The sequence below is a fragment of the Bradyrhizobium sp. 63_E2_N1_3 genome, from assembly GCF_052076005.1.
GTDB classification, from domain to species: Bacteria; Pseudomonadota; Alphaproteobacteria; order Rhizobiales; family Xanthobacteraceae; genus Bradyrhizobium; species Bradyrhizobium barranii.
The window spans coordinates 1,265,160-1,289,397 of the sequence record NZ_CP197235.1; the positions used below are offsets into that span (position 1 = coordinate 1,265,160).

The 24,238-nt window shown below is 64.3% G+C and carries 21 protein-coding genes; 10 read left to right on the forward strand and 11 right to left on the reverse strand.

Features of this window, described 5'->3' with window-relative positions:
* Positions 1 to 144: 144 nt before the first annotated feature.
* The 6 genes from AB7531_RS05830 (at position 145) to AB7531_RS05855 (ending at position 8,646) form a co-directional block, all read left to right on the forward strand.
* The gene (locus AB7531_RS05830) at positions 145 to 699 is read left to right on the forward strand and encodes a c-type cytochrome (RefSeq protein WP_063980958.1); all 555 of its coding nucleotides are present in this window, start codon (positions 145 to 147) and stop codon (positions 697 to 699) included.
* Between the two features lie 212 nt (positions 700 to 911).
* Positions 912 to 2,813 carry an extracellular solute-binding protein gene (locus tag AB7531_RS05835; protein WP_063980959.1) on the forward strand — a complete coding sequence of 634 codons (1,902 nt, stop codon included), beginning with the start codon at positions 912 to 914 and terminating at the stop codon, positions 2,811 to 2,813.
* Between the two features lie 14 nt (positions 2,814 to 2,827).
* Positions 2,828 to 4,711, forward strand: a complete 1,884-nt coding sequence (locus AB7531_RS05840; protein WP_441279914.1) for an extracellular solute-binding protein — start codon at positions 2,828 to 2,830, stop codon at positions 4,709 to 4,711.
* 2 nt (positions 4,712 to 4,713) lie between these two features.
* Entirely contained in the window at positions 4,714 to 5,823 is a 1,110-nt protein-coding gene (locus AB7531_RS05845; RefSeq protein ID WP_028148358.1) for a microcin C ABC transporter permease YejB, read from the forward strand.
* Complete coding sequence (locus AB7531_RS05850) at positions 5,823 to 7,001, forward strand: ABC transporter permease (protein ID WP_063980960.1); 1,179 nt, start codon at positions 5,823 to 5,825, stop codon at positions 6,999 to 7,001. The genes AB7531_RS05845 and AB7531_RS05850 overlap by 1 nt, the downstream gene beginning before the upstream one ends.
* 7 nt (positions 7,002 to 7,008) lie before the next feature.
* Complete coding sequence (locus tag AB7531_RS05855; RefSeq protein WP_063980961.1) at positions 7,009 to 8,646, forward strand: ABC transporter ATP-binding protein; 1,638 nt, start codon at positions 7,009 to 7,011, stop codon at positions 8,644 to 8,646.
* Positions 8,647 to 8,746: 100 nt separating this feature from the next.
* Here the strand turns inward: AB7531_RS05855 and AB7531_RS05860 are convergent, their stop codons facing one another.
* Together AB7531_RS05860 and AB7531_RS05865 are read right to left on the reverse strand one after the other, a co-directional pair.
* The gene (locus AB7531_RS05860; RefSeq protein ID WP_063980962.1) at positions 8,747 to 9,601 is read right to left on the reverse strand and encodes a C40 family peptidase; all 855 of its coding nucleotides are present in this window, start codon (positions 9,599 to 9,601) and stop codon (positions 8,747 to 8,749) included.
* Positions 9,594 to 10,967, reverse strand: a complete 1,374-nt coding sequence (locus tag AB7531_RS05865) for a leucyl aminopeptidase family protein (RefSeq protein WP_063980963.1) — start codon at positions 10,965 to 10,967, stop codon at positions 9,594 to 9,596. Before AB7531_RS05865 ends, AB7531_RS05860 begins: the two co-directional genes overlap by 8 nt.
* Before the next feature lie 219 nt (positions 10,968 to 11,186).
* Here AB7531_RS05865 and AB7531_RS05870 point away from each other — a divergent pair, with 219 nt between their 5' ends.
* The 3 genes from AB7531_RS05870 (at position 11,187) to AB7531_RS05880 (ending at position 14,047) form a co-directional block, all read left to right on the forward strand.
* Positions 11,187 to 11,390, forward strand: a complete 204-nt coding sequence (locus AB7531_RS05870; protein ID WP_063980964.1) for a hypothetical protein — start codon at positions 11,187 to 11,189, stop codon at positions 11,388 to 11,390.
* Between the two features lie 250 nt (positions 11,391 to 11,640).
* Positions 11,641 to 13,140 carry a metallophosphoesterase family protein gene (locus AB7531_RS05875; RefSeq protein WP_063986076.1) on the forward strand — a complete coding sequence of 500 codons (1,500 nt, stop codon included), beginning with the start codon at positions 11,641 to 11,643 and terminating at the stop codon, positions 13,138 to 13,140.
* A gap of 94 nt (positions 13,141 to 13,234) precedes the next feature.
* Positions 13,235 to 14,047 (forward strand): tetratricopeptide repeat protein, encoded by an 813-nt coding sequence (locus AB7531_RS05880; RefSeq protein ID WP_063980965.1) that lies wholly within the window; start codon positions 13,235 to 13,237, stop codon positions 14,045 to 14,047.
* A 62-nt stretch (positions 14,048 to 14,109) separates the two neighbouring features.
* Here the strand turns inward: AB7531_RS05880 and AB7531_RS05885 are convergent, their stop codons facing one another.
* The 9 genes from AB7531_RS05885 to AB7531_RS05925 form a co-directional block, all read right to left on the reverse strand.
* Positions 14,110 to 15,084, reverse strand: a complete 975-nt coding sequence (locus tag AB7531_RS05885) for a type II secretion system F family protein (RefSeq protein ID WP_063980966.1) — start codon at positions 15,082 to 15,084, stop codon at positions 14,110 to 14,112.
* A gap of 9 nt (positions 15,085 to 15,093) precedes the next feature.
* Positions 15,094 to 16,071 (reverse strand): type II secretion system F family protein, encoded by a 978-nt coding sequence (locus tag AB7531_RS05890; protein WP_063980967.1) that lies wholly within the window; start codon positions 16,069 to 16,071, stop codon positions 15,094 to 15,096.
* Between the two features lie 16 nt (positions 16,072 to 16,087).
* A complete protein-coding gene (locus tag AB7531_RS05895; RefSeq protein WP_071916702.1) occupies positions 16,088 to 17,551 on the reverse strand; it encodes a CpaF family protein in 1,464 nt (487 codons plus the stop codon).
* A gap of 21 nt (positions 17,552 to 17,572) precedes the next feature.
* A complete protein-coding gene (locus AB7531_RS05900; protein ID WP_063980969.1) occupies positions 17,573 to 18,838 on the reverse strand; it encodes an AAA family ATPase in 1,266 nt (421 codons plus the stop codon).
* Positions 18,835 to 19,569: a CpaD family pilus assembly protein gene (locus AB7531_RS05905; RefSeq protein WP_063980970.1), complete on the reverse strand. Its 735-nt coding sequence runs from the start codon at positions 19,567 to 19,569 to the stop codon at positions 18,835 to 18,837. Before AB7531_RS05905 ends, AB7531_RS05900 begins: the two co-directional genes overlap by 4 nt.
* A 20-nt stretch (positions 19,570 to 19,589) precedes the next feature.
* On the reverse strand, positions 19,590 to 21,065 hold the full coding sequence (locus AB7531_RS05910; protein WP_441279915.1) for a type II and III secretion system protein family protein: 1,476 nt from the start codon (positions 21,063 to 21,065) through the stop codon (positions 19,590 to 19,592).
* Positions 21,066 to 21,076: 11 nt separating this feature from the next.
* Entirely contained in the window at positions 21,077 to 21,871 is a 795-nt protein-coding gene (gene cpaB / locus AB7531_RS05915; protein WP_063980971.1) for a Flp pilus assembly protein CpaB, read from the reverse strand.
* Between the two features lie 126 nt (positions 21,872 to 21,997).
* Positions 21,998 to 22,522 (reverse strand): A24 family peptidase, encoded by a 525-nt coding sequence (locus tag AB7531_RS05920; RefSeq protein WP_014498226.1) that lies wholly within the window; start codon positions 22,520 to 22,522, stop codon positions 21,998 to 22,000.
* A gap of 340 nt (positions 22,523 to 22,862) precedes the next feature.
* Positions 22,863 to 23,027 carry a Flp family type IVb pilin gene (locus tag AB7531_RS05925; RefSeq protein ID WP_014498224.1) on the reverse strand — a complete coding sequence of 55 codons (165 nt, stop codon included), beginning with the start codon at positions 23,025 to 23,027 and terminating at the stop codon, positions 22,863 to 22,865.
* A 269-nt stretch (positions 23,028 to 23,296) separates the two neighbouring features.
* Between AB7531_RS05925 and AB7531_RS05930 the strand changes: the two genes are divergently transcribed.
* Complete coding sequence (locus tag AB7531_RS05930) at positions 23,297 to 24,124, forward strand: sterol desaturase family protein (RefSeq protein WP_063980972.1); 828 nt, start codon at positions 23,297 to 23,299, stop codon at positions 24,122 to 24,124.
* Positions 24,125 to 24,238: the final 114 nt, after the last annotated feature.

A 24,238-nucleotide genomic window follows, 5' to 3' on the forward strand; every position in this document is an offset into this window, starting at 1 on the left:
TATACGGGTTGCCAGACCCCGGGCAAACCGATATCTCAATGGCAAAACTCGGGGAAACAACAAGGAACGTTTGATTCTCCCGAGGCTCGTCCTGGCGGCCGCTCGGCCGCTATTTCCTTACTGTGGTGTGGGGCCTGGCCGGAAATGGACTCTTTCGAACTCAATAAGATTCTCGGTGCCGTGCTGGGCACCTGTCTCATCCTGCTGGTGACGAGCTTCGCCGCCCAGGCGCTGTTCACGCCGAAGCCGCTCGAGAAGCCGGGTTTCGAGATTGCCGTGAAGGAAGACGCCGGCCACGGCAAGGAAGGTGGCGCCGCTGCTGCGCCCTCCGAGCCGATCGAAAAGCTGCTCCAGACCGCTTCCGTCGAAAAGGGCGCTTCGGCTGCCAAGAAATGCGGCGCCTGCCACACCTTCGAGAAGGGCGGCCCGAATCGCGTCGGTCCGAACCTCTATGGCGTCGTCGGCGAAGCCAGGGGCGAGGGCCGCAACGGCTTCAACTTCTCGGCCGCCATGAAGGCCAAGGGCGGCACCTGGTCGTTCGACGACCTCAACAAGTTCATTGCCAATCCGAAGGGCTTCATCCCGGGCACCGCGATGGGCTTCGCCGGCATCCCGAAGGACTCCGAGCGCGCCGACGTCATCGCCTATCTGAATTCGCTGTCAGAGCATCCTCAGCCGATCCCGACGGCGTCGAAGTAAGGCCGTCAAAAACCGATCTTGAATGTGCGGCCAGGCTGAAAAGCCTGGCCGTTCGCTTATCCGGGCCTCGCGGTGAGTTTATCGGGGCGTTTGGCCGCATCCGACAGGCCGCCGGGACTTCCAACATGAGGAAAAAGCAACATATTCCGTCGAAACCTCGCCTATATTGAGCACTTAAAGGGGTAACCTCCTTCAAGACCAGGAATGTTGATTTGGCCATTACCCGACGCGATCTCCTGCTCACCGGCACTGCCGCCGTAGCGCTCCCCGCCCTCGGTTCCGTAGGGGGCCTTCCCGTCATCGGCACGGCCGCGGCGCAATCCGCCAGTGAGGCGCCCTGGCGCCACGCGCTGTCGCTGTTCGGACAGGTCAAATATCCCGCCGACTTCAAGCGCTTCGATTACGTCAATCCGGAAGCGCCCAAAGGCGGTGTCGCGCGCCAGATCGCCGTCGGCACTTTCGATAATTTCAATATCGTAGTGGCGGGAGTGAAGGGGCAGGTCGCCGGTGCCGTCGCGTTCATCTACGAATCCCTCACGACGACCTCGCTCGACGAAGTCTCGACCGAATACGGCGCGCTGGCCGAGGCCGTCAGCCACCCGGCCGACTTTTCCTTCGTCACCTATCGTTTGCGGCCGCAGGCCAAATGGCATGACGGCAAGCCGGTCACTGCGGACGACGTGATCTTCTCGCTGGATGCCTTCAAGAAGCATCACCCGATGTACTCGGCCTATTACAGCCATGTGGTGAAGGCCGAGAAGGTCGGTGAGCGCGAGGTGAAGTTCGTGTTCGACGCACCGGGCAACCGCGAGCTGCCGCAGATCGTCGGGCAGCTCACGGTTTTGCCGAAGCATTGGTGGGAGGGGACCGACGCGCAAGGCCGCAAGCGCGATGTCTCCGCGACCACGCTCGAAATACCGCTCGGTTCCGGTCCCTACAAGGTCAAGGAATTCGTGGCGGGACGGTCGATCGCGCTGGAGCGCGTCAAGGATTATTGGGGGCGCGATTTCGCCACCAATGTGGGCCGCAACAATTTCGACGAGATGCGCTACGAGTATTTCCGCGATGCCACCGTGGCGATCGAGGCTTTCAAGGCCGATCAGGTGGACTGGCGCACCGAGAACAGTGCGAAGAACTGGGCGACAGCCTACGACTTCCCGGCCGTGACCGAAAAGCGGGTGATCCTCGAGGAGTTCGCCAATCGCAGCTCGGGTGTGATGCAGGCTTTCGTGCCGAACCTGCGCCGCGCCAAATTCAAAGATCCTCGCGTCCGTCGCGCGCTCAACTATGCGTTCGACTTCGAGGAGATGAACAAGCAGATCTTCTACGGTCAGTACAAGCGCGTCAGCAGCTATTTCGACGGTATCGACGAGCTCATGGCGACCGGGTTGCCGCAAGGCAAGGAGCTCGAGATCCTCGAGACCGTTCGCGCCGATGTTCCGCCTGAAGTCTTCACGACGGCCTATACCAATCCGGTCGGCGGCAGTCCGGAAGCCGTGCGCGACAATCTTCGCGAGGCGCTGCGCCTGTTCAAGGAGGCCGGTTACGAGGTGCGCGACCGCAAGCTGGTCGATGTCAAGACCGGTGCGCAGTTCACCCTGGAGCTGCTGAATCAGGATCCGAGCTTCGAGCGGGTCACGCTGTTCTACAAGCCGTCGCTGGAACGACTCGGCATCGCGGTCAGCGTGCGCACGGTCGACCCGACTCAATACGAGAACAGGACTCGGGACTGGGATTTCGACGTCGTCACCAACTCATGGGGCGAGTCGCAGTCGCCGGGCAACGAGCAGCGCGAGTTCTGGTCGTCCAAGACGGCCGACATCGCTGGTTCGCGCAATATTGCCGGCATCAAGAATCCGGCGATTGACAAGCTGATCGAGAGGCTGATCTACGCCACGGGTCGCGACGATCTCGTCGCGGCAACCAAAGCGCTCGACCGCGTGCTGCTGTGGAATAACTACGTCGTTCCGCAATGGACCTATTCGAAGATCCGCACCGCGCGCTGGGATCGCTTCGGCCGACCGGCGGAATTGCCCAAATACGGTCAGTCCGGCTTCCCGTTCATCTGGTGGTACGACGCAGACAAGGCGGCACGGATCGCAAAGAAGTCGTGAAGGACATCCCCCGCATGACGCAGATGTCACGCCGCCATGTGCTGGTCTTGGGTGTCGGTAGCGCCGTCGGCGTGTCCCTCGGCGCACCGCTGCTACATGGCGCGCGCGCATCCGAAGCGGGGACCGAGGCGCACGGCATCTCGGCCTTCGGCGATCTCAAATATGCCGCCGATTTCCACCATTTCGGCTACGTCAATGTCGACGCGCCGAAGGGCGGCGCGTTCTCGCTCATTCCCTCGGTGCGGGCCTACAACCAGTCCTACTTCACGTTCTCTTCGCTCAACGCTTACATCCTGAAGGGCGAAGGTGCGCAGGGTATGGACATGACCTTCGCGCCGTTGATGGCGCGGGCCAATGACGAGCCCGACGCGATGTACGGGCTTGCGGCGAAATCGGTGCGAATCTCGCCGGACAAGCTGACCTACACCTTCACGATACGGCCCGAGGCCCGCTTCCACGACGGCTCCCGGCTCACCGCGCATGACGTCGCCTTCTCGCTCAACACGCTGAAGGAGAAGGGCCATCCGCTGATCGTCGTGCAGCTCCGCGATTTCGTGAAGGCCGAGGCGCTGGACGACGCCACCGTGGCCGTCACCTTCGCGCCGAACCGCGCGCGCGACGTGCCGCTCTATGTCGCAACCCTGCCGATCTTCTCGAAGGCCTATTATGCCACGCGCGCCTTCGATGAATCGACGCTCGATACGCCGCTGGGCTCCGGCCCGTACAAGGTCGGCAGGTTCGAGGTGAACCGCTATGTCGAATATGAGCGCGTCAAGGACTGGTGGGGCGCCGACCTGCCGGTCTGCCGCGGCAGCTACAATTTCGACACGGTGCGCTACGAATTCTACCGCGACCGCGACGTTGCCTTCGAAGGCTTCACCGGCAAGAACTATCTGTTCCGCGAGGAGCTCACCTCGCGCATCTGGGCCACACGCTATGATTTCCCGGCGATCAAGGACGGCCGGGTCAAGCGCGAGCAGCTGCCGGACGAGACCCCGTCGGGTGCGCAGGGCTGGTTCATCAACATCCGCCGCGACAAGTTCAAGGATCCGCGCGTGCGGGAGGCGCTGACCTACGCCTTCGACTTCGAATGGACCAACAAGTCGATCATGTACGGCGCCTATGCGCGCACGCACTCGCCATTCCAGAACTCCGACATGATGGTATCAGGCCCGCCTTCGCCCGAAGAGCTCGCGCTGCTCGAGCCCTTCCGCGGCAAGGTGCCTGACGAAGTGTTCGGCCAGCCTTTCGTGCCGCCGGTGTCGGACGGATCGGGACAGGACCGCAGCCTGCTGCGCAAGGCGGGCGAGCTGCTCAACGAGGCGGGCTACGTCGTCAAGGATCGCAAGCGGGTGCTGCCCAATGGCGAGCCTTTCACGATCGAGTTCCTGAACGACGAGCAGTCGATCCAGCCGCATCACGGGCCGTACCTGAAGAACCTCGCAACGCTCGGCATCGACGCCACGTTTCGCCTGGTCGATGCCGTGCAGTACCGCGCGCGGCTCGAGGATTTCGATTTCGACATGACGATCCAACGCTTCTCGATGTCGGCGACGCCCGGCGACGCCATGCGGGCGTTCTTCTCCTCCCAGGCGGCCAAGACCAAAGGCTCCTACAATCTCGCCGGCATCTCCGATCCGATCATCGACGCGCTGATCGAGAAGATCATTGCCGCCCAGACCAGGGCGGAGCTGACCACGGCCTGCCGCGCCTTCGATCGCGTGTTCCGGGCCGGGCGCTACTGGGTGCCTCAGTGGTACGCAAACTTTCATCGCGTGGCCTATTGGGACCAGTTCAGCCATCCCGACAAGCCGGCGAAATATGCGCAAGGCGTCGGTGCGCCGGAGAACTGGTGGTTCGATGCCGCCAAGGCGACCAAGCTCGAGCAGGCGAAATAATCATGAGCGCCTATATCGCCCGCCGCATCCTCCTGATGATCCCGACCCTGCTCGGGATCCTCTTCGTCTCCTTCGTCGTCGTGCAATTCGCGCCGGGCGGCCCGGTCGAGCGCGTCATCGCGCAGCTCTCGGGCGCCGACACCGGCGGCAGCTCGCGCATCTCGGGCGGCGGTGATTTCGCTCAGCGCGCGCCCGGTCAGCTGGGCGCTGGTGGCGACGCCATCAATTCGAAATATCGCGGCGCGCAGGGCCTGGACCCTGACTTCATCAAGAAGCTGGAGAAGCAATTCGGCTTCGACAAGCCGGCCCCCGAACGCTTCGCGCTGATGGTGTGGAATTTCGCCCGCTTCGATTTCGGCAACAGCTATTTTCGCGATGTCAGCGTGCTCCAGCTGATCAAGGAAAAGCTCCCGGTCTCGATCTCGCTTGGCATCTGGCTGACGCTGCTAACCTACCTGATCTCGATTCCGCTCGGCATCCGGAAGGCAGTCAAGGACGGAACGCGCTTCGATACCTGGACGTCGAGCGTGCTCGTGCTCGGCTACGCGATTCCCGGCTTCCTGTTCGCGATCCTCCTGATCATCCTGTTCGCCGGGGGCTCGTTCTTCAACTGGTTCCCATTGCGCGGACTGACGTCAGACGGCTGGTCGCAATTTCCCTGGTACTGGAAGATCATCGATTACTTCTGGCATTTGACGCTGCCGCTGATCGCCATGGGGCTCGGCGCGTTCACCACCATGACGTTCCTGACCAAGAACTCGTTTCTGGATGAGATCCGCAAGCAATACGTGATGACCGCGCGCGCAAAGGGCTGCAGCGAGAATCGGGTGCTCTATGGCCACGTCTTCCGCAACGCGATGCTCATCGTGATCGCGGGCTTTCCCAGCACCTTCATTCACGCTTTCTTCTCGGGCTCGCTTCTGATCGAGACCATCTTCTCACTGGATGGGCTCGGACTGCTCAGTTTCGAGAGCGTTCTCAACCGCGACTATCCCGTGGTGTTCGGCACGCTCTTCATCTTTTCGCTTGTCGGCCTCGTGATCAACCTCATCTCTGACCTGACCTACATGTGGATCGATCCGCGGATCGATTTCGAGGCACGGGAGGTCTGATGACACTGACCGCCCCGACCCCGATCGAAACCACCGCAAAGTCGCCGCTCGGCGATGCCGTGCCGATCACACGCAAGCCGTTCGTGCCATCTCCGCTCAACCGGCGGCGCTGGCAGAATTTTAGGGCGAACCGGCGCGGTTACTGGTCGTTCTGGATCTTCATGATCCTGTTCGTGGTGTCGCTGTTTGCCGAGCTGATCGCCAATGACCGGCCATTCCTGATCAAGTACGACGGCCATCTCTACTGGCCGGCCTTCGTCACCTATTCCGAGACGACCTTCGGTGGCGACTTCGAGACGGCGGCCGACTACCGCGATCCCTATTTGCAGAAGCTGATCAAGGACAAGGGTGGCAGCATCGTCTGGCCGCTGATCCGCTATTCCTACGACACCCACAATCTCGACCTGCCGACGCCGGCGCCGTCGCCGCCGACCTGGATGCTGACGGAGGCGCAGTGCAAGCCTGTCGTCGAGAAGAAGGGCCTCAAGAGCTGCCGCGACCTCGAATACAACTGGCTCGGCACCGACGATCAGGGCCGCGACGTGGTTGCGCGCCTGATCTACGGTTTCCGTATCTCGGTGCTGTTCGGCCTGTGCCTGACCATTGTCTCCTCCGTCGTCGGCATCGCGGCCGGCGCGGTGCAGGGCTATTTCGGCGGCTGGGTCGATCTGTTGTTCCAGCGTTTCATCGAGATATGGACTGCGATCCCTTCGCTCTACCTCTTGCTGATCCTCTCGTCGGTGCTCGTGCCTGGCTTCTTCGTGCTGCTCGGCATCCTGCTCCTGTTTTCCTGGGTGTCGCTGGTCGGGCTCGTGCGCGCGGAGTTCCTGCGCGGGCGCAATTTCGAGTACATCCAGGCCGCGCGCGCCCTCGGCGTGTCGAACGCCGTGATCATGTTCAAGCATCTGCTGCCGAACGCGATGGTCGCGACGATGACGTTCCTTCCGTTCATCGTCTCCTCGTCGGTCATGACGCTCACGGCCCTCGATTTCCTCGGCTTCGGGTTGCCGCCCGGCTCGCCGTCGCTCGGCGAACTGCTGTCGCAGGGCAAGTCCAACGTGCAGGCGCCCTGGCTTGGTTTCTCCGGCTTCTTCTCGGTCGCGATCATGCTGTCGCTCTTGATCTTCATCGGCGAAGCCGTGCGCGACGCCTTCGATCCGCGCAAGACGTTCAAGTGAGGGCGTGATGGACGCGATCAACCAGCCCCTGCTTGCCGTCCGCGACCTCTCGGTGGCCTTCCACCAGGGCGGCGCCACCACGCTCGCGGTCGACAAGGTCTCGTTCCAGATCAAGCGCGGCGAATGCGTCGCACTGGTCGGCGAGTCCGGTTCCGGCAAGTCGGTCAGCGCGCTCTCGATCCTGAAGCTCCTGCCCTATCCGAATGCCTCGCATCCCTCGGGCAGCATCCGCTTCAAGGGGCGGGAGCTGATCGACCAGTCCGAGCAGCAGATGCGGGAGATTCGCGGCAGCGATATCTCCATCATCTTCCAGGAACCGATGACCTCGCTCAATCCGTTGCACACGATCGAGGCGCAGATTGGCGAGATCATCCAGCTCCACAATCCGACCAGCAATGCCGAGGCGCGCAAGCGGACGCTGGAACTGCTGACGCAGGTCGGCATTCCCGAGCCTGAAACGCGGCTCAACAGCTATCCGCACCAGCTCTCCGGTGGTCAGCGCCAGCGCGTGATGATCGCGATGGCGCTCGCCAACGAGCCGGACCTCTTGATCGCGGACGAGCCGACCACGGCGCTCGACGTCACCGTGCAGGCGCAGATCCTGACGCTGCTCGCGGAAATTCGCTCACGGCTCGGCATGAGCCTGCTGTTCATCACCCACGATCTCGGCATCGTGCGCCGCATCGCCGACCAAGTCTGTGTCATGAAGGGCGGTGAGATCGTCGAGCAGGGGCCGGTCGAGCAGGTCTTCAGGACCCCGAACCATCCCTATACGCGCGACCTGCTCGCGGCGGAGCCGAAGCCCGATCCGGCGCCGCCGCAGCCGAATGCACCGGTGGTGATGTCCGCCGATGATTTGAAGGTCTGGTTTCCGATCAAGCGCGGCCTGATGCGCAAGACGGTCGGCCACATCAAGGCGGTCGACGGCGTCAGCATTGCCGTACGCAAGGGCGAGACGCTCGGCGTTGTCGGCGAGTCCGGCTCGGGCAAGACCACGCTCGGGCTCGCCCTGATGCGGCTGATTTCCTCGAACGGGCGCATCGTGTTCCTCGGCAAAGATATCCAGGGCCTGCGCTTCAAGGAGATGCGCCCCTTCCGGCGCGACATGCAGATCGTGTTCCAGGATCCGTTCGGCTCGCTCAGCCCGCGCATGTCGGTTGCCGACATCATCGCCGAGGGCCTCACCGTGCACCAGCCAAAGCTGTCGCGCGAGGAGCGTGAGGAGCGCGTCGTCAAGGCACTCGAGGACGTCGGGTTGAAGGCGGACACCCGCTATCGCTATCCGCATGAATTTTCCGGCGGCCAGCGCCAGCGCATCAGCATCGCGCGCGCGGTGGTGCTGGAGCCGGATTTCGTCGTGCTGGACGAGCCGACCAGCGCACTCGACATGCTGATTCAAGCGCAGATGGTCGACCTCTTGCGGGAACTCCAGCGCAGGCGCGATCTCACCTACATGTTCATCTCGCACGATTTGCGCGTCGTCGCCTCGCTCGCCAGCCATCTCATCGTGATGCGCGGCGGCAAGGTGGTCGAGGAGGGACAGGCCGCCGAACTGTTCAAGAGCCCGAAGACGGATTACACGCGCGCGCTCTTCGCGGCGGCGTTCCGGCTGGAGACGGCGGGGAACGGGGCGGTGGCGACCTAGTCTTCAGTCGGATGGGTAGAGCGAAGCGAAACCCATCGCATCGCAGCGCGTGGTGAGAACGATGGGTTTCGCTGCGCTCTACCCATCCCACGAAGTCGTGCTACAGCCGCTTGATCGTGACGATTTCGCTGCCTGCTGCCTTGATCCGCGCGATCGCCGGTTCGGTCGCCTCGATCGCGGTTGCCATGTGATGGGCGTTGGCGTGAACCATGGTGCTGCCATCGCGGACGATGGCGACATGTCCCTTCCAGAAAATGAGATCGCCGCGTTGCAGCTTGGTCCGCTCATGCGGCTCCAGCGCGCGGCCGAGCCCTGCCTGTTGCATGTCGCTGTCGCGCGGGCAGCCGATGCCTGCTGCTGTCAGCGAGACCTGCACGAGTCCGGAGCAATCGATACCGAGGCTGCTCTTGCCGCCCCAGAGATAGGGCGTGCCGACGAAGCGCTCGGCGACCGCGACGAAGTCCGGCTCGCGATGATCGAGCCGGGCGAGATGGGCCTTCGGCAGATATTGTCCGTCGCGCGTCACGGCGAAGCTGCCGTCCTCGCGCACCACCGCAATCTTCGAGCCCAGCGCGAGCGTGCCGGCCGGCGGCAGCTTGATCGAGGGACCGGGGAAGGCGAATGTCCGGAGCGCGCTCACCTTGTGGGTCGGGGCGGCCGATGGCTTCATCAGCGCTGCATCAGGCAGCCAGCCGACATAACCATCGCCACCAAGCTGGCCCCAGGCCCAGCCCTCGCCATTGCGATCGTAGACCGTGACGCGTTCGCCGCGCAGCGCCTCCGTCATCAGCATCGCGTTCGACGACGGCTGCTCGCGCACGGGTGCGATCGCCTCGAAGACCTCGAATTCCTCGCCCGTGACGAAGCGGTCGGCTTGCACCTTGCCTTCGAGATATTTCGCGGCGAGGTCGCCGCGCGCCGGTGTCAGCCTTGGATCGTGTGCTGGATCATGCATAGCGCTCGCTCAGTAATGTGTAGATGGCGCGCGCGGCCTGGCATTCGCCGCCTTCGGGCCGCGCCGGCTTCGCCGACGGGGTCCAGCCGTAAATATCCACATGAAGCCAGCTCTTTGCCTGCTCGACGAACCGTTGCAAGAACAGCGCGCAGGTGATCGAGCCGGCAAAGCCGCCGGAGGGTGCGTTGGTGATGGTGGCGGTCTTGGAGTCCAGCCACGCATCGTAAGGCGGCCACAGCGGCATGCGCCACAACGGATCGTTCTCCTTCGCCGCGCAACGCGCGACGTCGGCGGCCAGCGTCTCATCATTGGTGTAAAAGGGCGGTAAATCCGGCCCCAGCGCGACGCGCGCCGCGCCAGTCAGCGTGCCCAAATCGATCAGAAGGTCCGGCTTTTCCTCGTCGGCCAGCGCCAGCGCGTCGGCGAGCACGAGCCGGCCCTCCGCGTCGGTGTTGCCGATCTCGACCGTGATGCCCTTGCGCGAGGTGAAGATGTCGAGCGGCCGGAAGGCATTGCTGGAGACGGCATTTTCGACCGCCGGAATCAGCACGCGCAGGCGGACCTTGAGCTTCGCATCCATCACCATGCGCGCGAGCGCCAGCACGTTGGCGGCACCGCCCATGTCCTTCTTCATGATCAGCATGCCGCTCGACGGCTTGAGGTCGAGCCCGCCGGTGTCGAAGCAGACGCCCTTGCCGACCAGCGTCACCTTGGGATCGGCCGGATCGCCCCAGACGATGTCGATCAGCCGCGGCGCGCGGTCGGAGGCCATGCCGACGGCGTGGATCAGTGGAAAATTCGTCCTCAGATCCTCGCCGATGGTGCAGGCAAAGCTCGCACCGAATTCCGTGGCGAGCGCTTGCGCGGCCGCGGCGAGCTCTTCCGGGCCCATGTCGTTAGCCGGCGTGTTGATGAGATCGCGCGCCAGCATCGCGGCATCCGCCATGCGATTGATCTCGGCCGCGTCGACGCCATCGGGCGGTACCAGCCGGACGGCGGGGCGGTCAGCCTTGCGGTAGCGGGCGAAGCGGTAGCTGCCGAGTGCAAAGGCGAGCGACGCCAACCGCGCATCGTGGGGGGCATTGGCAAAGTGATAGATGCCCGGCGGCAGCAGGCCAGGCAGGGCGCCCGGCCGGAACAGGTCGCGTGATCTCGCGCCCTCGTCCTCGAGTCCGAACAGCACTTGCGCGATCGCTCCGTCCGGGGCGGGCAGCGCGAGATAGCCACCCGGCTTGGCGGCAAAGGCGCTCGCGGCGGCGAACTGGCGCTGCACCGGCGGCAATTTCTCGGCGACCTGATCCCAGCTCGACTTGGTGACGAAGGTGATCGGGATGGCGGTGGGCGATGTCTCGAAGACAGAAGGCATTGGCGGGTCCGGATCGTCAGATCAAGCAGGTCATGCGAACGGACGAGACTTCGCAGAGTTTCGCCGCGGCTGCAATCGGCTTTGCTGTCACCGTTCAGCGACCCGCTACTCGCCGCAAGGGGCCCATGCTAGGTTCCGGCAACGGCCGCCGGATCGACTGGGAAAGTGTGCAGGAGATGACCGGCGGCCGAAGACGAGGCCTGCCGGGAGGAAACTGCAATGGAATTTGTGTGGAGCGTGGTCACATTCATCGGCCAGGTCGTCGAGGCGATTTTTGGTTATGTCGAGCATCATCACTGGATCTTCGCATTCCTTGCCGGCGGTTACGTCTTCTATCTCCACGACCGCTCCGTCCACGCGCGGTTCGATGCGCTCGACAAGCGCATCGACGAAATCCGCAAGCGGCTTGCCATCGAATATTGATCGGGTGAGCGAAACCATCGCCGGGCGGATCTCGTACCCATGCTGAGAACTGCCGTTCACGAGCGCGCGGCCGCGGGGCTTTACTAGCGCCGCGGTTGTGGCATTATTGATGGATATTTTAGATTGTGCCGTGCGGTTCTGCCGAGCGCAACAACGCGGCGGGCCGGCTTGATATCCGGCCAAACCTGTTCGTCGAAAGCATTCTTCTCATCGTTTGGGCGGCGCAGCATTCGCAAATGAGCGGCGCAAAATGGATAGAGCGTTCGTTATTGCGCAGATTTCCGACCTGCATCTGGACGGGTCAGGCCGGCTGCTGGCGACGACCGAGGCGCTCGGTGCCGCAATCCGCCAGGCGATGGCGGACTTCGCGGACGTTCCCGATCGCATTCTGCTGATCACGGGTGATCTCGTGGACGACCCGACGCCGCGCGCGCTGGACGAAGCGCTCGCCGTCATCGCGTCCTTCCGGCAGACCGGACTGTTCACCGACATCCAGGCGGTCGCGGGCAATCACGACGTCAAGCGCCCGAGCCAGCGCGCGGGCCGCCACGACGTCTATGATTATTTGCATCTGCCGCGGAGCTCGAAGAGCGTCTATTACCGCCAGGCCGGCCTCGATCTGGTGCTGCTGGACTCCAACCGCGCGAGCCTCTCGACGCTCGCGAGCGGCCATGTCGACGAGAGCGCCTACAGCGCGCTTGTCGCGGATTCCGCCCGGCTGAGCGTCGAGCTCGCGGGCAGCATGGGATCCGTGGGGCGCGCCGACTATGCCGAGCCGGCGGAAAACCTGGTGCGCGTACTGGCGTTGCATCATCATCCGCTGCCGCAGGCGACCGGCGAAGGAAAGCGGTTTCTCGGCGTCCCCGACGAACCGCTGATGTATCTCGCGGCGCCCGCAACGTTCCTCGAAGCGGCGACGTCGCTCAACGTCAATCTGGTCCTGCACGGACACCGGCATGTCGAGGGGCTCACCCGCTATTCGATTCCGGATCCGCGTGCCACGCGGAGCGAAAGCGGCGAAGCCTTCTGGCGTACGATCTACGTGCTCTCCTGTCCGTCCTCGACCGGGCAGGCCGGTGACGATGCCGGCTTCAACATCATTCATTTTGGCGCATCGTCCCAGGCCGGCCGCACGGAGCACCAGTTCGCGATCACGCGCTATTCGCGGCCGCGCAACGACGGCACCTTCGGGCTGCTCGACTCGAACCTGCCGGACGGCGTCATCAGGTTGCCGGCAGGACGGGATTTTTCGCGTGATCCCGCCGTCCAGTCGGCCATCGAGATCGCCTCATGTGCGATGCTGAAGCGTGATCAAGTCGCCGCACAGGCTCGCCGGCTCCTGATGCGCCGCGCTTTCTATGCCGACAGCGAGGTGGACTGGCCGAGCGCGCTCCACGCCTATCTCGTGACCTCATGGGCCTGGGCCGATATCGAGGGCAAGTTCGCGAGATCGGAGCGCAGGGATGACGCCGGGGCGCTGGCCGCGGTGAAGTTGCTGCTGCGCCGCCTGATCGAGCACTGCGCCGATGTGCTCGGCATTGACGATGTTCAGCTCGACGAGCTGCTTGCGAAGCGGCTGGTCAACCGCGACGACTTCCGGCGCGAATGGCCCGGGATGCCGAGCGCGGGCGTCGATGTTGCCCAGGCGCGGCGGCTGCAATTGCTGCTGCACGACCTGAACGAGCCGGTGAGGGTGCTCGGTCTCGAGCTGGCCCTCGGTGGCGAGCCGCCGCCGCAGACACCGCCGTGAGGGGCAGCCAGGCTGACGTTAACCGGCCGTTAGGGTTAACAGTCTATTGCTGGCGCGTTCGGCTCGATCAATCGGCTCGTGAGTCAAAAGCGTCATGCGTCAACGGTTCAGTCTTGCCCGGCTTCTCGCGTCCACTTCGCTGGTGGCGGCAGTGGCCATGGGCCTCGGCGGCTGCACGGCCATGTCGAAACTCTCCGACGTCACAGGCTCTGTCGGGCCGCGGACGGAAGCCGCCCCCGCCGATCCCGCGCGCGCCGTCGACGTCTATGGCGAGCGCTACCGTGCCAATCCCAAGGACGCCGACGCGGCGCTCGGCTACGGCCAGGCCTTGCGCGCCAACGGCCAGCGCGCCCAGGCCGCCGCCGTGCTCGAGCAGGCGACCATCGCCAATCCCGGCAACAAGGCGCTGCTCGCGCAGTATGGCCGCGCGCTCGCCGACAACGGCAATTTTCAGCAAGCCTTCGATGTGCTGTCGAAGGCGCACTCGCCCGACAATCCGGACTGGCGCCTGCTCTCGGTGCAGGGCACCGCGCTCGATCAGATGGGCCGCCACGACGAGGCGCGTTCCTATTATGCGAGCGCGCTGAGGATCGCACCAGGCGATCCCGGCGTGCTCTCCAATCTCGGCCTGTCCTACATGTTGTCGAAGGACCTGCCGAAGGCCGAAGAGGCGTTGCGGCAGGCCTACGCCTCGCCGCGCGCCAGTACCCGGGTGCGGCAGAATCTCGGCCTCGTCATCGGTCTCCAGGGCCGTTTCGCCGAAGCCGAGACGATCGTGAAGGCCGACCTGCCGCCCGACCAGGCCGCGGCCAATGTCGCTTACCTCAAGGAAATGCTGAGCCGCAGCGACGCTCCGCGCGGCGCACCGAAGCGGACGCCGGTCGCCTCGCTCAGCCAGCCCGATTGATCAGAACCTGATCTTGCAATCCTGAAGCTGCCGGCGGACCGCGCGCGGTCCGCGTCTCGACGTCAGTGCAGCTCGCTGATCTTGATGCCGGTCGGTCCGAGAATGACGACGAACAGCACCGGCAGGAAGAACAGGATCATCGGCACCGTCAACTTCGGCGGCAGCGCGGCGGCCTTCTTCTCGGCCTCGTTCATGCGCATGTCGCGGTTTTCCTGCGCCATGACGCGCAAGGAATGCCCGAGCGGGGTGCCGTAGCGCTCCGCCTGCTGAAGCGCGAGACACACCGACTTGACGCCCTCGAGCCCGGTGCGCCGCGCCAGGTTCTCATAGGCGACCTTGCGATCCTGCAAATAGGACAGCTCGGCCGTGGTCAGGGTGAACTCCTCGGACAGCGCGATCGACTGGCCAACGATTTCGGTAGCGACCTTCCGGAACGCCATTTCGACCGACATGCCGGATTCGATACAGATCAGGAGCAGGTCGAGCGCATCGGGGAAGGCGCGCTTGATCGATAGCTGGCGCTTGGAGATCGCATTCTTGAGGAACAGCATGGGCGCCTGAAGGCCGAGATAGGCCGCGCCGATGCAGATGCCGATCTTGATCGGCATCGACTGCTGCATATGCGCGATCAGGAACACGTAGATGATCGAGCCGACGAACAGCACGAGCGGAGCCACCATGCGGGCGAAGAGGAAGGTGATGTAGGGCGCCTGGCCGCGATAGCCCGCCATGATGAGCTTGTCGCGCGCGGCTTCCTGCGCGAGCCATTTGGTGAGGTTGAAGTCCTCGACGACCCGGGAGACGACCTGCTTCGGCGTTTGGCGCAGCGAGACCTTCTCGCTCTTGTTGAGGCGCTCGCGCTCGCGCTGGCGGATGCGCTCGCGCTCACTCGCCACCGCCTTCATGCGCTTGGCGAGGCCTTCGCCGGCGAAAAGCGGCATCACCAGCGTATAGACGGTGGCGCTGGCGGCGATGGCCGCCAGCAGCATGGTCATGAAGCGGACATCATGCAGTTTCGAAACGAGGAATTCGACCATACGGCACCGTTAGAAATCGAAATTGATCATCTTCTTCATCACCATGATGCCAATCGACATCCAGACGACGCAGCCGACCAGCATGAGCTGGCCGGTCGGATGGGTCCAAAGCAGCGAGATGTAGTGCGGAGTCGTGAGATAGACGAGGAACATCACGATCGGCGGCAGCGAGCCGATGATGCCGGCCGAGGCCTTGGCCTCCATCGACATCGCCTGGATCTTTTCCTTCATCTTCTTGCGGTCGCGCAGCACCTTGGAGAGGTTGCCGAGCGCTTCGGAGAGGTTGCCGCCGGATTTTTGCTGGATCGAGATGACGATGCCGAAGAAGTTGGCTTCCGGCAGCGGCATGCGCTCGTACAGACGCGAGCAGGCCTCGCCGAGCGGCATGCCGATCGCCTGGGTCTCGATGATGGCCAGGAACTCGCTGCGCAGCGGCTCAGGCGAGTCGGCGGCGACGACCTTGATCGATTCGAACAGTGGCAGGCCCGCCTTGATGCCGCGAACGATCACGTCGACCGCATCGGGCAGCGCCGCCAGGAATTTGTTTTCGCGTCGCTTCTTCAGGAAGCCCAGCGCCCAGCGCGGCAGGCCGAAGCCGCCGGCGAAGGCAAGGCCCGCGGCGCCAAGCAGGCCGCCGCCAACGAACATGGCGGCCGCGAACAGCACTCCCGCCACGACGGCGGACACGATCCAGAATTTCTGTGGCGTCCAGTCGAGCCCTGCCTGCGACAGGCGAACACCGAGCGGAACGCTCTTCTCCTGCTGGCGCCGCGCCTCGAGATCCTTGAGCGACGTCTCGACCTGCTCGCGGCGCGACCGCTGGCTCTTTTCGGTCTGCTTGGCCGCGGGCGCATCGGCGCGCGCGATCGAGGCACGGCGGTTTTCCGCCTTCCGTTCTCCGGACAGGAGCGGATAAAGGAACACCCAGGCGATGCCGCCGACGGCGGCGGTGGCTAGGAAGGCGAGGGCAAGGACCTGCATGTTCATGGCTGCGCCGATCTGCTCATGTCTTCGGCGCGACTTCCGCCGCATCGAGCGCGGCGGCAAGGCGCTTCTCGTCGCCGTAATAGCGCGCACGCTCCCAGAATTTCGGGCGGCCGATGCCGGTCGAGCGGTGCCGGCCGATGATCTTGCCGTTGGCGTCCTCGCCGACCATGTCGTAGAGGAAGATGTCCTGGGTGATGATGGTGTCGCCTTCCATGCCCATCACCTCGGTGATGTGCGTGATGCGGCGCGAGCCGTCGCGCAGGCGCGCGGCCTGGACGATGACGTCGATCGAAGCGCAGATCATCTCGCGGATGGTGCGCGAGGGCAGTGAGAAGCCGCCCATCGTGATCATGGATTCGCAGCGCGACAGTGCTTCGCGCGGATTGTTGGCGTGGAGCGTGCCCATCGAGCCGTCATGACCGGTGTTCATGGCCTGGAGCAGGTCGAACGCCTCGGGTCCGCGGACTTCGCCGACGATGATGCGTTCGGGGCGCATACGCAGGCAGTTGCGCACCAATTCGCGCATGGTGACCTGGCCTTCGCCCTCGATGTTGGGCGGACGGGTTTCGAGTCGCACCACGTGCGGCTGCTGGAGCTGGAGCTCGGCCGCGTCCTCGCAGGTGATGATGCGCTCGTCGTGCTCGATGTAGTTGGTCAGGCAGTTGAGCAGCGTGGTCTTGCCGGAGCCGGTGCCGCCGGAGATCAGCACGTTGCAGCGGACGCGGCCGATGATCTGGAGGATTTCCGCGCCCTCCGGCGAGATCGCGCCGAACCTGACCAGCTGATCCAGCGTCAGCTTGTCCTTCCTGAATTTTCGAATGGTGAGCGTGGGCCCGTCGATCGACAGCGGCGGCACGATGGCGTTGACGCGGGAGCCGTCGGCGAGGCGCGCGTCGCAGATCGGCGAGGATTCGTCGACGCGCCGGCCGACCTGGCTGACGATGCGCTGGCAGATGTTGAGGAGCTGCTGGTTGTCGCGGAAGCGGATACCGGTGCGCTGGATCTTGCCGGCGACCTCGATGTAGACGGTGTCGGCGCCGTTGACCATGATGTCGGCGATGTCGTCGCGCGACAGCAGAGGCTCCAGCGGGCCGTAGCCGAGAACGTCGTTGCAGATATCGTCGAGCAGCTCTTCCTGCTCGGCGATCGACATCACGATGTTCTTGATCGCGATGATCTCGTTGACGATGTCGCGGATTTCCTCGCGCGCGGACTCGGAGTCGAGCTTGGCGAGCTGGGCGAGGTCGATGGCCTCGATCAGCGCACCGAAGATCGTTGCCTTGACCTCGTAGTAATTGTCCGAGCGGCGGGATTCCATGGCCGGCGCCGGCCGCGCGGGGGCAAGCGGCGGCGAGGCGACGGCCGGCGGGGGCGGCGCGCGCGACACCGCGGGCGCCGGAGCCTGGGCAGGCTCTGGCGACACGGCGCCGGGCTTGGGAGCCCGAGTATCGGTGTCTGTTCCGCTACGCTTACCGAACACTTAACAACTCCATGCGGCGGCTTATTTTCCCCGCAACTTGTCAATCAGGGGTGAAAGCAAGGAAGACTTTTGCTTCTTCGTCTCGCTGCGGCCGGTCAGGCGCTGGGCGATTTGAAGGAACATTTCGATCGACTTGTGGTTGGCGGAGATCTCCGCGATCATCTGGCCGTTGTTGGCGGCCGAGCCGAAGATCTGCGGTTCGAACGGGATCGAGACGACCGGCTGGCTCTCGATCGCCTTGGCGAACTCGGCGGCGGCAATTTCGGGCCGTTTCGGGACGCCGACCTGGTTCAGGCAGTAGAGCGGAGGCCGATCGTTGGGCCGCGAGGCCTTCAGCAGATCGAACAGGTTCTTGGTGTTGCGCAGATTGGCGAGATCAGGCGCTGCCACAATCAGGATGTCGTCCGCCCCGATCAGGGCGCGCTTGGTCCAGCCCGACCATTGATGCGGAACGTCGAGCACGATGCACGGCATGGTGGAGCGCAGCGTGTCGAACACGGCATCGAAGGCGTCGGTGCCGAAATCATAGACCCGGTCGAGCGTCGCCGGCGCCGCCAGCAGGCTGAGATGGTCGGTGCATTTCGACAGCAGGCGGTCGATGAAGGCGGTGTCGACGCGATCCGGCGAGAACACGGCATCCGCAATACCTTGCGGCGGGTCCTGGTTGTAGTCGAGCCCGGCGGTGCCGAAGGCGAGGTCGAGATCGGCGACGACCGAGTCCATTGCGAGGTCGCGCGCGATCGCCCACGCGACGTTGTGGGAGATGGTGGACGCGCCGACGCCGCCCTTGGCGCCGACCACGGCAATGATGCGGCCGACCGCCTTGGCTTCGGGCGCCGAGAACAGGTTGCAGATCGAGCGCACGACGTCGATCGCGCCGACCGGCGCGAGCACGTAGTCGCTGACGCCGCGGCGCACCAGCTCGCGGTAGAGCGTGACGTCGTTGATGCGGCCGATCACGACCACGCGGGTGCCGGCGTCGCAGACCGTGGCGAGATGGTCGAGGCCGGTCAGAAGATCGTTGCGGCCGTCGCTCTCGAGCACGATCACGTTCGGCGTCGGCGCCGAGCGGTAGGCTTCGATCGCGGCCGCCATGCCGCCCATCTGGATCTTCAGATGGGCCTTGCCGAGACGACGGTCTTCGCCGGCCGACTGCACCGCGGCAGCGGTCTCGACGGTCTCGCAGAAAGCCTGGACCGACACGCGCGGTGAGGGAGCAATATGCTCCTCGACCGGCGTCGGCGCCTCGGACTGCTCTTGTTGAGTCTGGCGAGCGTAGCTGATCATTTGCCGGTGTCGCTGAGTTTGGCCTTTTCGGCCTCAGGATAGGTGGTCGCCGTCGTCGTTCCCTTGCGATACTTCTCGAAGGCCGTGGTGCGACGCGCCGTATAGGACGGCGTTTCAGGCCGCGGCTGCTCGAGGTCCGACGGATTGTCGATCATCGCCGCCATGTTGCGCTGATAGGCGCAGCCGTAATTGTAATAGTCCTTGTTCTCGAACCAGCTCTTGTTCTTCATCGAGGGGCCGATGTCGTCCGGCCACAGGCCACAGGGACCGGCGATCGCGGCGATCTTGGAATAGGTGAGCCGGATCGGCGGCAGGAAGCGCCTGTCTTCCGGCTGGTAGGGGCGAATGTTGACGCCCCGCGGCGGAACGCCCGCGCCCGCCAGCATCGCCTGGATCTCGCGCATCGTGTCCGCGACCGGACGCGCGTTGGGCGTACCGGACGGCACGTCGATGCGGATGGCGCCGGTGCCTTCGTGCAGCCAGGCCGAGGCGACGCCCATCACGTCGGCGCGCTGGGCGGCGGTCAATCCGCCGCGGGCGTGGCCGACGAAGACGACGATCGAGCGGTTCTGCTCCTCGATCGCGATCGGATGGCGCTGCTTGTAATCGTCGGGGATGGAGGCCGTGACCGCTTCGTTGTGCTGGCAGCCGCCGAGGGCGAGCGCCAAGCCGACGAGCGCGCCACCGAAACGGATGGCGCGTTTGCGAATCTGGGGTGGTGCTGTGATCATCGTGAAATCCCCGTTCCGCCTCAGTCGGTAATGAAGCCGTAGGTGCCGCGGTAGTTCTTGGCCGGTTCGGTCCGGCCGGGCACGCCGTAGATGCGGTTGATATTGCCGAGCAGCTCGGCCTGCGGGTCTGCAGGCGCGGCGAAGCCGTCATCCGGCCGCGACAGGTCCTTTGGCGACGCGGCGCGAACGACATAAGGTGTCACGATCACCACCAGCTCGGTCGCGTTGTTGACGAAGTCACGGCTGCGGAACAGCGTACCGAGGATCGGGAGCTGCATCAGTCCCGGCAACCCGCTGACCGCCTGCTTGGTCTGCTGCTGGATCAGGCCGGCCATGGCCATCGCGCCGCCGGAGGGAATTTCGAGCGAGGTTTCGGCGCGGCGGGTCTTGATCGAGGGCACCGTCAGCGAGTTCACCGAGTTCGAGGTCACAGCCTGCGACAGCGTGATCGAATTTTCGTTCGACAGTTCCGAGACCTCGGTCATCACGCGCAGGCTGATCTTGCCCTCGCTCAGCACGATGGGGGTGAAGTTGAGCGAGATACCGAACTTCTTGAAGCTGATCTGGGTGGTACAGACATGCGTGGTGGGATCGCACGCATAGCCCGCCGGTACCGGGAATTCGCCGCCGGCGATGAAGGTCGCGGACTCACCGGAGATCGCGGTCAGGTTCGGCTCGGCCAGCGTCCGGATCACGCCGGCGCTCTCCATCGCGCGCAGGGTCGCCTGCACCGACGGCGTCGCGCCGAACTTCGTGGTCAGGGCGTTGCCGTCCACCAGGTTCTTGCCAAGAGCCGTGAAGGGGTTGGAGTTGGTGAAGCTCACCACCGAGGTGCCGTAGTTCAGGTTCGCCGTGAGATCGATGCCAAGCTGCTTGATGATGGTGCGCGCGACTTCGGCGACGGTCACCTTCAGCATGACCTGGTCGCGGCCGCGGACCACGATCGAGTTCACCACCTTTTCGGCACCGCCGGCGAGGCGCGCGGCGAGATCATTGGCCTGCTGCGCTTCCAGCGGGTTCGCCGCCGAGCCTGTCAGGACGACACCGTCGCCGAGGCCGTCGATCTGGATGTCGGAATTGGGCAGGACCTGCTTGAGCGCTGCGCGCAGGCCGTTGAGGTCGCGCTTGACCGCGATGTCATAGGCCGCGATCTGCTGGCCGGCGGAATCGAAGAACACAATGTTGGTCTGGCCGACCGAGGCGCCGATGATGTAGGCGCGCTGCGACGAGCGGACCACCGCATTGGCGATCTTGGGATCGGCGACGAGCACGTCCTTGATGTCGCGCGGCAGGTCGATCACGATCGACTTGCCGACGCCGAGCGAGAGGAAGCGTGCGTTCATCTGACCGTCGGCCGCGACCTGCGCCACGGGGCGGTAGTCGGCGGCGATCGCCGAGGTGAGCACCGGGTTGAGCGTCAGCGCGAAGGCGGCCGAAAACGACAGGGCGCGGACCATTGAGGTTCGCATCGTCGCCAAATCTGCCCTGCATTTCATATCGACAGTCCTCATCGTGCCTTCGCCGTCGCGCTTGGGATGCCGTAGCGAATGATCGAAACGCCATCGCGCTTCGCGGAATCATCGAGCGTGATCTCGCTCATCTTGACGTCGGCGATGCTGCGCAGCGCGAGCGACAGCGTGCCGCTCTGCCGGGCCGCGGAGAGCGTCGCCGTCTGCGCGGGATTGAGCTCGAGCGTGACGGTCTTGCCCACCACGGCGTTCTGGCCGTCCTTTTCCTTCGGCGCCTGGTCGATGGCCAGCACGCGGACGTTGGCCAGGATGATCTCGGACGTGACGATGTCCTGGGCGCCGGCGCCCTGGTCGGCGTTCTTGAGGCGGCGCGTCAGAAGCACGTCGACGCGGTCGTTGGGCAGGATGAAGCCGCCCGCGCCGGTCTCCGGCGAGATCTCGGTCGAGATCGCGCGCATGCCGGTCGGCAGGATCGCCGCCATGAAGCCGGAGCCTTCGGCCCTGACCAGCTTCTGGTCGCGGATCGGCTCACCCTGGATGAAGGGCGCGCGGGCGATCGAGCCGATGACCTGGGTTGCGCCCTCGGGGCGCTCGTTGCGGCGGATGAAGGTGGAGCTCGCGGTCGCAGCCGGCCAAGTCTGCCATTGCACGTCTTCCGGCTTCACGGTCTGGCCGAGGCCGATGTCGTTCTTGGCGACCAGGACGTCGACGGTCGGAAGCTGTGCGACCGGAGCCGCCGGTGGCGGCGCAGAGTCCGAGCCGCTCGCCAGGTACGCGGCGACACCGCCGGCGCAGATGGCGACCGTCAGGACGACAATGCGTGCCCTATTCATACGCTTCACTTTCCACAAAACGCCGCGACGCAGCCGCCGCCGTAATCGGCAGTTGACCAGCTATTCGTCAAAGCATGGTTAATGAGGCGTATCTAAATCGGCTTAACGCCGGCTTACCCGGTGGGTTCAGCGCAGTGCGAGGTGAGCGAGGTCGATCGCCTTCACCCATTCGGTCTCCGGATAGACCATCAGCGCGCCGAGCGTGAGCGCGATGCCGTAAGGAATGCCGCTCTCCTTGTCGTGCAGCCGCGCCAGCCAGGCCTGGCCCGCCAGCCCGTAAGGCAATGGCCATTGCCGGAACTGGAGCAGGAGCAGCGTCAGCGCTCCGCCGAACAGCGAGGCGTAGAGCAGGAAATCCATCAATTGCGCGAAGCCGAACCAGAGCGCGACCGAAGCCGCGACCTTGGCGTCGCCGCCGCCCATCCAGCCCATCGCAAAGCAGCCGAAGGCCACGACGAGGAGCAGTGCGCCGGCGCCGACATGGCTCAGCATCTCGTAAGGTGCCATGCCACCAGCGAACGCGAGCACGAAGAAGCCCGCGATCAGCGCCAGCGACACGCGGTTCGAGATGGTCATCGTGAAGAGATCGCTCGCGGCGGCGAAGGCCATCAGGGCCGGGAAGAGCAGAAGGCGCGCAAGGTCGAGGATCATGGGCGGCGTCTTGAGCTTGGGTTCATCGCGGGATCGGGGTGTCGCCGCATGCTAGCCGGCAGTGCTAAACAAACCGACAACGGCGGCAGCGGCGCTGCGAGCAGGGACCTGCCGGAGGCGCACTCACCAGATGCTGGCAATGCGCGCGGCGAGGACGGCCGTCGCGAGCAGCAGCGCAAGGCAAACCCAGTACGCTGGCGAAGAGGTCTCGGCCGCCTCCGCCTCGCTCGCCGCAACCGCGGCTTTCGTTCTGTACTCGCGCAACGCCACTGGAACTCGCCGCATTCAGAAAAACAAAGGCCCCGGAAGTCCGGGGCTTTTGCCGTCGTTGGTCGGTCGCTTACTTCAGCGAGGAGCTGATCGAGCCGAACTTGGTGTTCAGCGAGCTGCCGAGGTTGTTGACGACGGTGATGATGGCCAGTGCGATGCCGGCGGCAATCAGGCCGTATTCGATGGCGGTGGCGCCGGATTCATCCTTCGCGAAACGCGCAATCAGGTTCTTCATGAACTAAACTCCGTCTGGGGTGTGATCGCCTCGTTCGGCGCTGTGCTTGACGCGATAAACATGAGATCCGAGCTCTTTCGGTAGAGTTAATTCGATCGGGCAAACCCGCTTCCAGCCCGATGCTTTTGCCCAGAGTGAATTTGGCCTTAAGGATGCAATCGAAATTCTTCCTGTTCCAAATGCGCCCCAAGCGCGCCGTGGACTTCACCCTCCCTTAAATTTCGGGGAGTAGGCCTAAGCGGGATCAGAAGTTTGGAAGAGAGGCGACGATGTCGAGCCTGCCCATGCAAGTCGCCTTGATGCTCGGCGAGACCATCCAGAAGATGGTCCCCGTCACCTTCGTGCTCGCGGCGGTCTTCACCGTGCTCGAGCATTTCTGGGCCTGCAATCCCGGCGCGCCGTGGTGGCGCAAGCGCGAGATCCTCACCGACATCTGCTACTGGTTCTTCGTTCCGGTGTTCGCCCGCACCATGCGGATCGGACTCCTGATCGTCGGTGCCGGCGCCATCTTCAACATCCACGACGCCGACGACCTGATCGCCTTCTACGACAATGGCCATGGCCCGCTGGCGCAGTTGCCGCTGTGGGTACAGGCCATACTGTTCCTGGTGCTGTCTGACTTCATGCTGTACTGGCTGCACCGGCTGTTCCACGACGGCGGATTCTGGAAGTACCACGCCATCCATCATTCGTCGGAGGAGATCGGGTGGATTTCCGCAGCCCGCTTCCATCCCGTCAATCTCATGCTCGGGACGATCGGCGTCGACGTCGTGCTGCTGATGGCCGGCATCTCCCCGAACGTCATGATCTGGCTCGGTCCGTTCACTACCTTCCATTCGGCGTTCGTGCACGCCAACCTGAACTGGACCTTCGGGCCGTTCAAATATGTGCTGGCGACGCCGGTGTTCCACCGCTGGCACCACACCGCGCTCGAAGAGGGCGGTGACACCAATTTTGCCGGGACGTTTCCGATCTGGGACGTGCTGTTCGGCACCTTCCGCATGCCGGAGGGGAAACTGCCGCAGGACTACGGCAAGGACGAAGCGACCATGCCGAAGGAGATCGGGGGCCAGCTCGCCTATCCGTTCCGCCAGTAAGGGATCTTCCGAGGCAGCAAAGCGCCAGTCCGTTCAAACAATAGTCGGCGAGTTTGCGGAACGTTCACGAATTAAGGGCAGGTTAGCCGGGTCGGGCACCGGCTCCGCTGTGTA

What these genes read in the sequence shown, in the direction of transcription:
- AB7531_RS05830 (WP_063980958.1), top strand. Translation starts at nt 145, where the DNA reads ATGGACTCTTTCGAACTCAATAAGATTCTCGGTGCCGTGCTGGGCACC.
- AB7531_RS05840 (WP_441279914.1), top strand. Translation starts at nt 2,828, where the DNA reads ATGACGCAGATGTCACGCCGCCATGTGCTGGTCTTGGGTGTCGGTAGC.
- AB7531_RS05845 (WP_028148358.1), top strand. Translation starts at nt 4,714, where the DNA reads ATGAGCGCCTATATCGCCCGCCGCATCCTCCTGATGATCCCGACCCTG.
- AB7531_RS05850 (WP_063980960.1), top strand. Translation starts at nt 5,823, where the DNA reads ATGACACTGACCGCCCCGACCCCGATCGAAACCACCGCAAAGTCGCCG.
- AB7531_RS05855 (WP_063980961.1), top strand. Translation starts at nt 7,009, where the DNA reads ATGGACGCGATCAACCAGCCCCTGCTTGCCGTCCGCGACCTCTCGGTG.
- AB7531_RS05860 (WP_063980962.1), bottom strand. Translation starts at nt 9,601, where the DNA reads ATGCATGATCCAGCACACGATCCAAGGCTGACACCGGCGCGCGGCGAC.
- AB7531_RS05865 (WP_063980963.1), bottom strand. Translation starts at nt 10,967, where the DNA reads ATGCCTTCTGTCTTCGAGACATCGCCCACCGCCATCCCGATCACCTTC.
- AB7531_RS05870 (WP_063980964.1), top strand. Translation starts at nt 11,187, where the DNA reads ATGGAATTTGTGTGGAGCGTGGTCACATTCATCGGCCAGGTCGTCGAG.
- AB7531_RS05875 (WP_063986076.1), top strand. Translation starts at nt 11,641, where the DNA reads ATGGATAGAGCGTTCGTTATTGCGCAGATTTCCGACCTGCATCTGGAC.
- AB7531_RS05880 (WP_063980965.1), top strand. Translation starts at nt 13,235, where the DNA reads ATGCGTCAACGGTTCAGTCTTGCCCGGCTTCTCGCGTCCACTTCGCTG.
- AB7531_RS05885 (WP_063980966.1), bottom strand. Translation starts at nt 15,084, where the DNA reads ATGGTCGAATTCCTCGTTTCGAAACTGCATGATGTCCGCTTCATGACC.
- AB7531_RS05890 (WP_063980967.1), bottom strand. Translation starts at nt 16,071, where the DNA reads ATGAACATGCAGGTCCTTGCCCTCGCCTTCCTAGCCACCGCCGCCGTC.
- AB7531_RS05900 (WP_063980969.1), bottom strand. Translation starts at nt 18,838, where the DNA reads ATGATCAGCTACGCTCGCCAGACTCAACAAGAGCAGTCCGAGGCGCCG.
- AB7531_RS05905 (WP_063980970.1), bottom strand. Translation starts at nt 19,569, where the DNA reads ATGATCACAGCACCACCCCAGATTCGCAAACGCGCCATCCGTTTCGGT.
- AB7531_RS05910 (WP_441279915.1), bottom strand. Translation starts at nt 21,065, where the DNA reads ATGAAATGCAGGGCAGATTTGGCGACGATGCGAACCTCAATGGTCCGC.
- cpaB (WP_063980971.1), bottom strand. Translation starts at nt 21,871, where the DNA reads ATGAATAGGGCACGCATTGTCGTCCTGACGGTCGCCATCTGCGCCGGC.
- AB7531_RS05920 (WP_014498226.1), bottom strand. Translation starts at nt 22,522, where the DNA reads ATGATCCTCGACCTTGCGCGCCTTCTGCTCTTCCCGGCCCTGATGGCC.
- AB7531_RS05925 (WP_014498224.1), bottom strand. Translation starts at nt 23,027, where the DNA reads ATGAAGAACCTGATTGCGCGTTTCGCGAAGGATGAATCCGGCGCCACC.
- AB7531_RS05930 (WP_063980972.1), top strand. Translation starts at nt 23,297, where the DNA reads ATGTCGAGCCTGCCCATGCAAGTCGCCTTGATGCTCGGCGAGACCATC.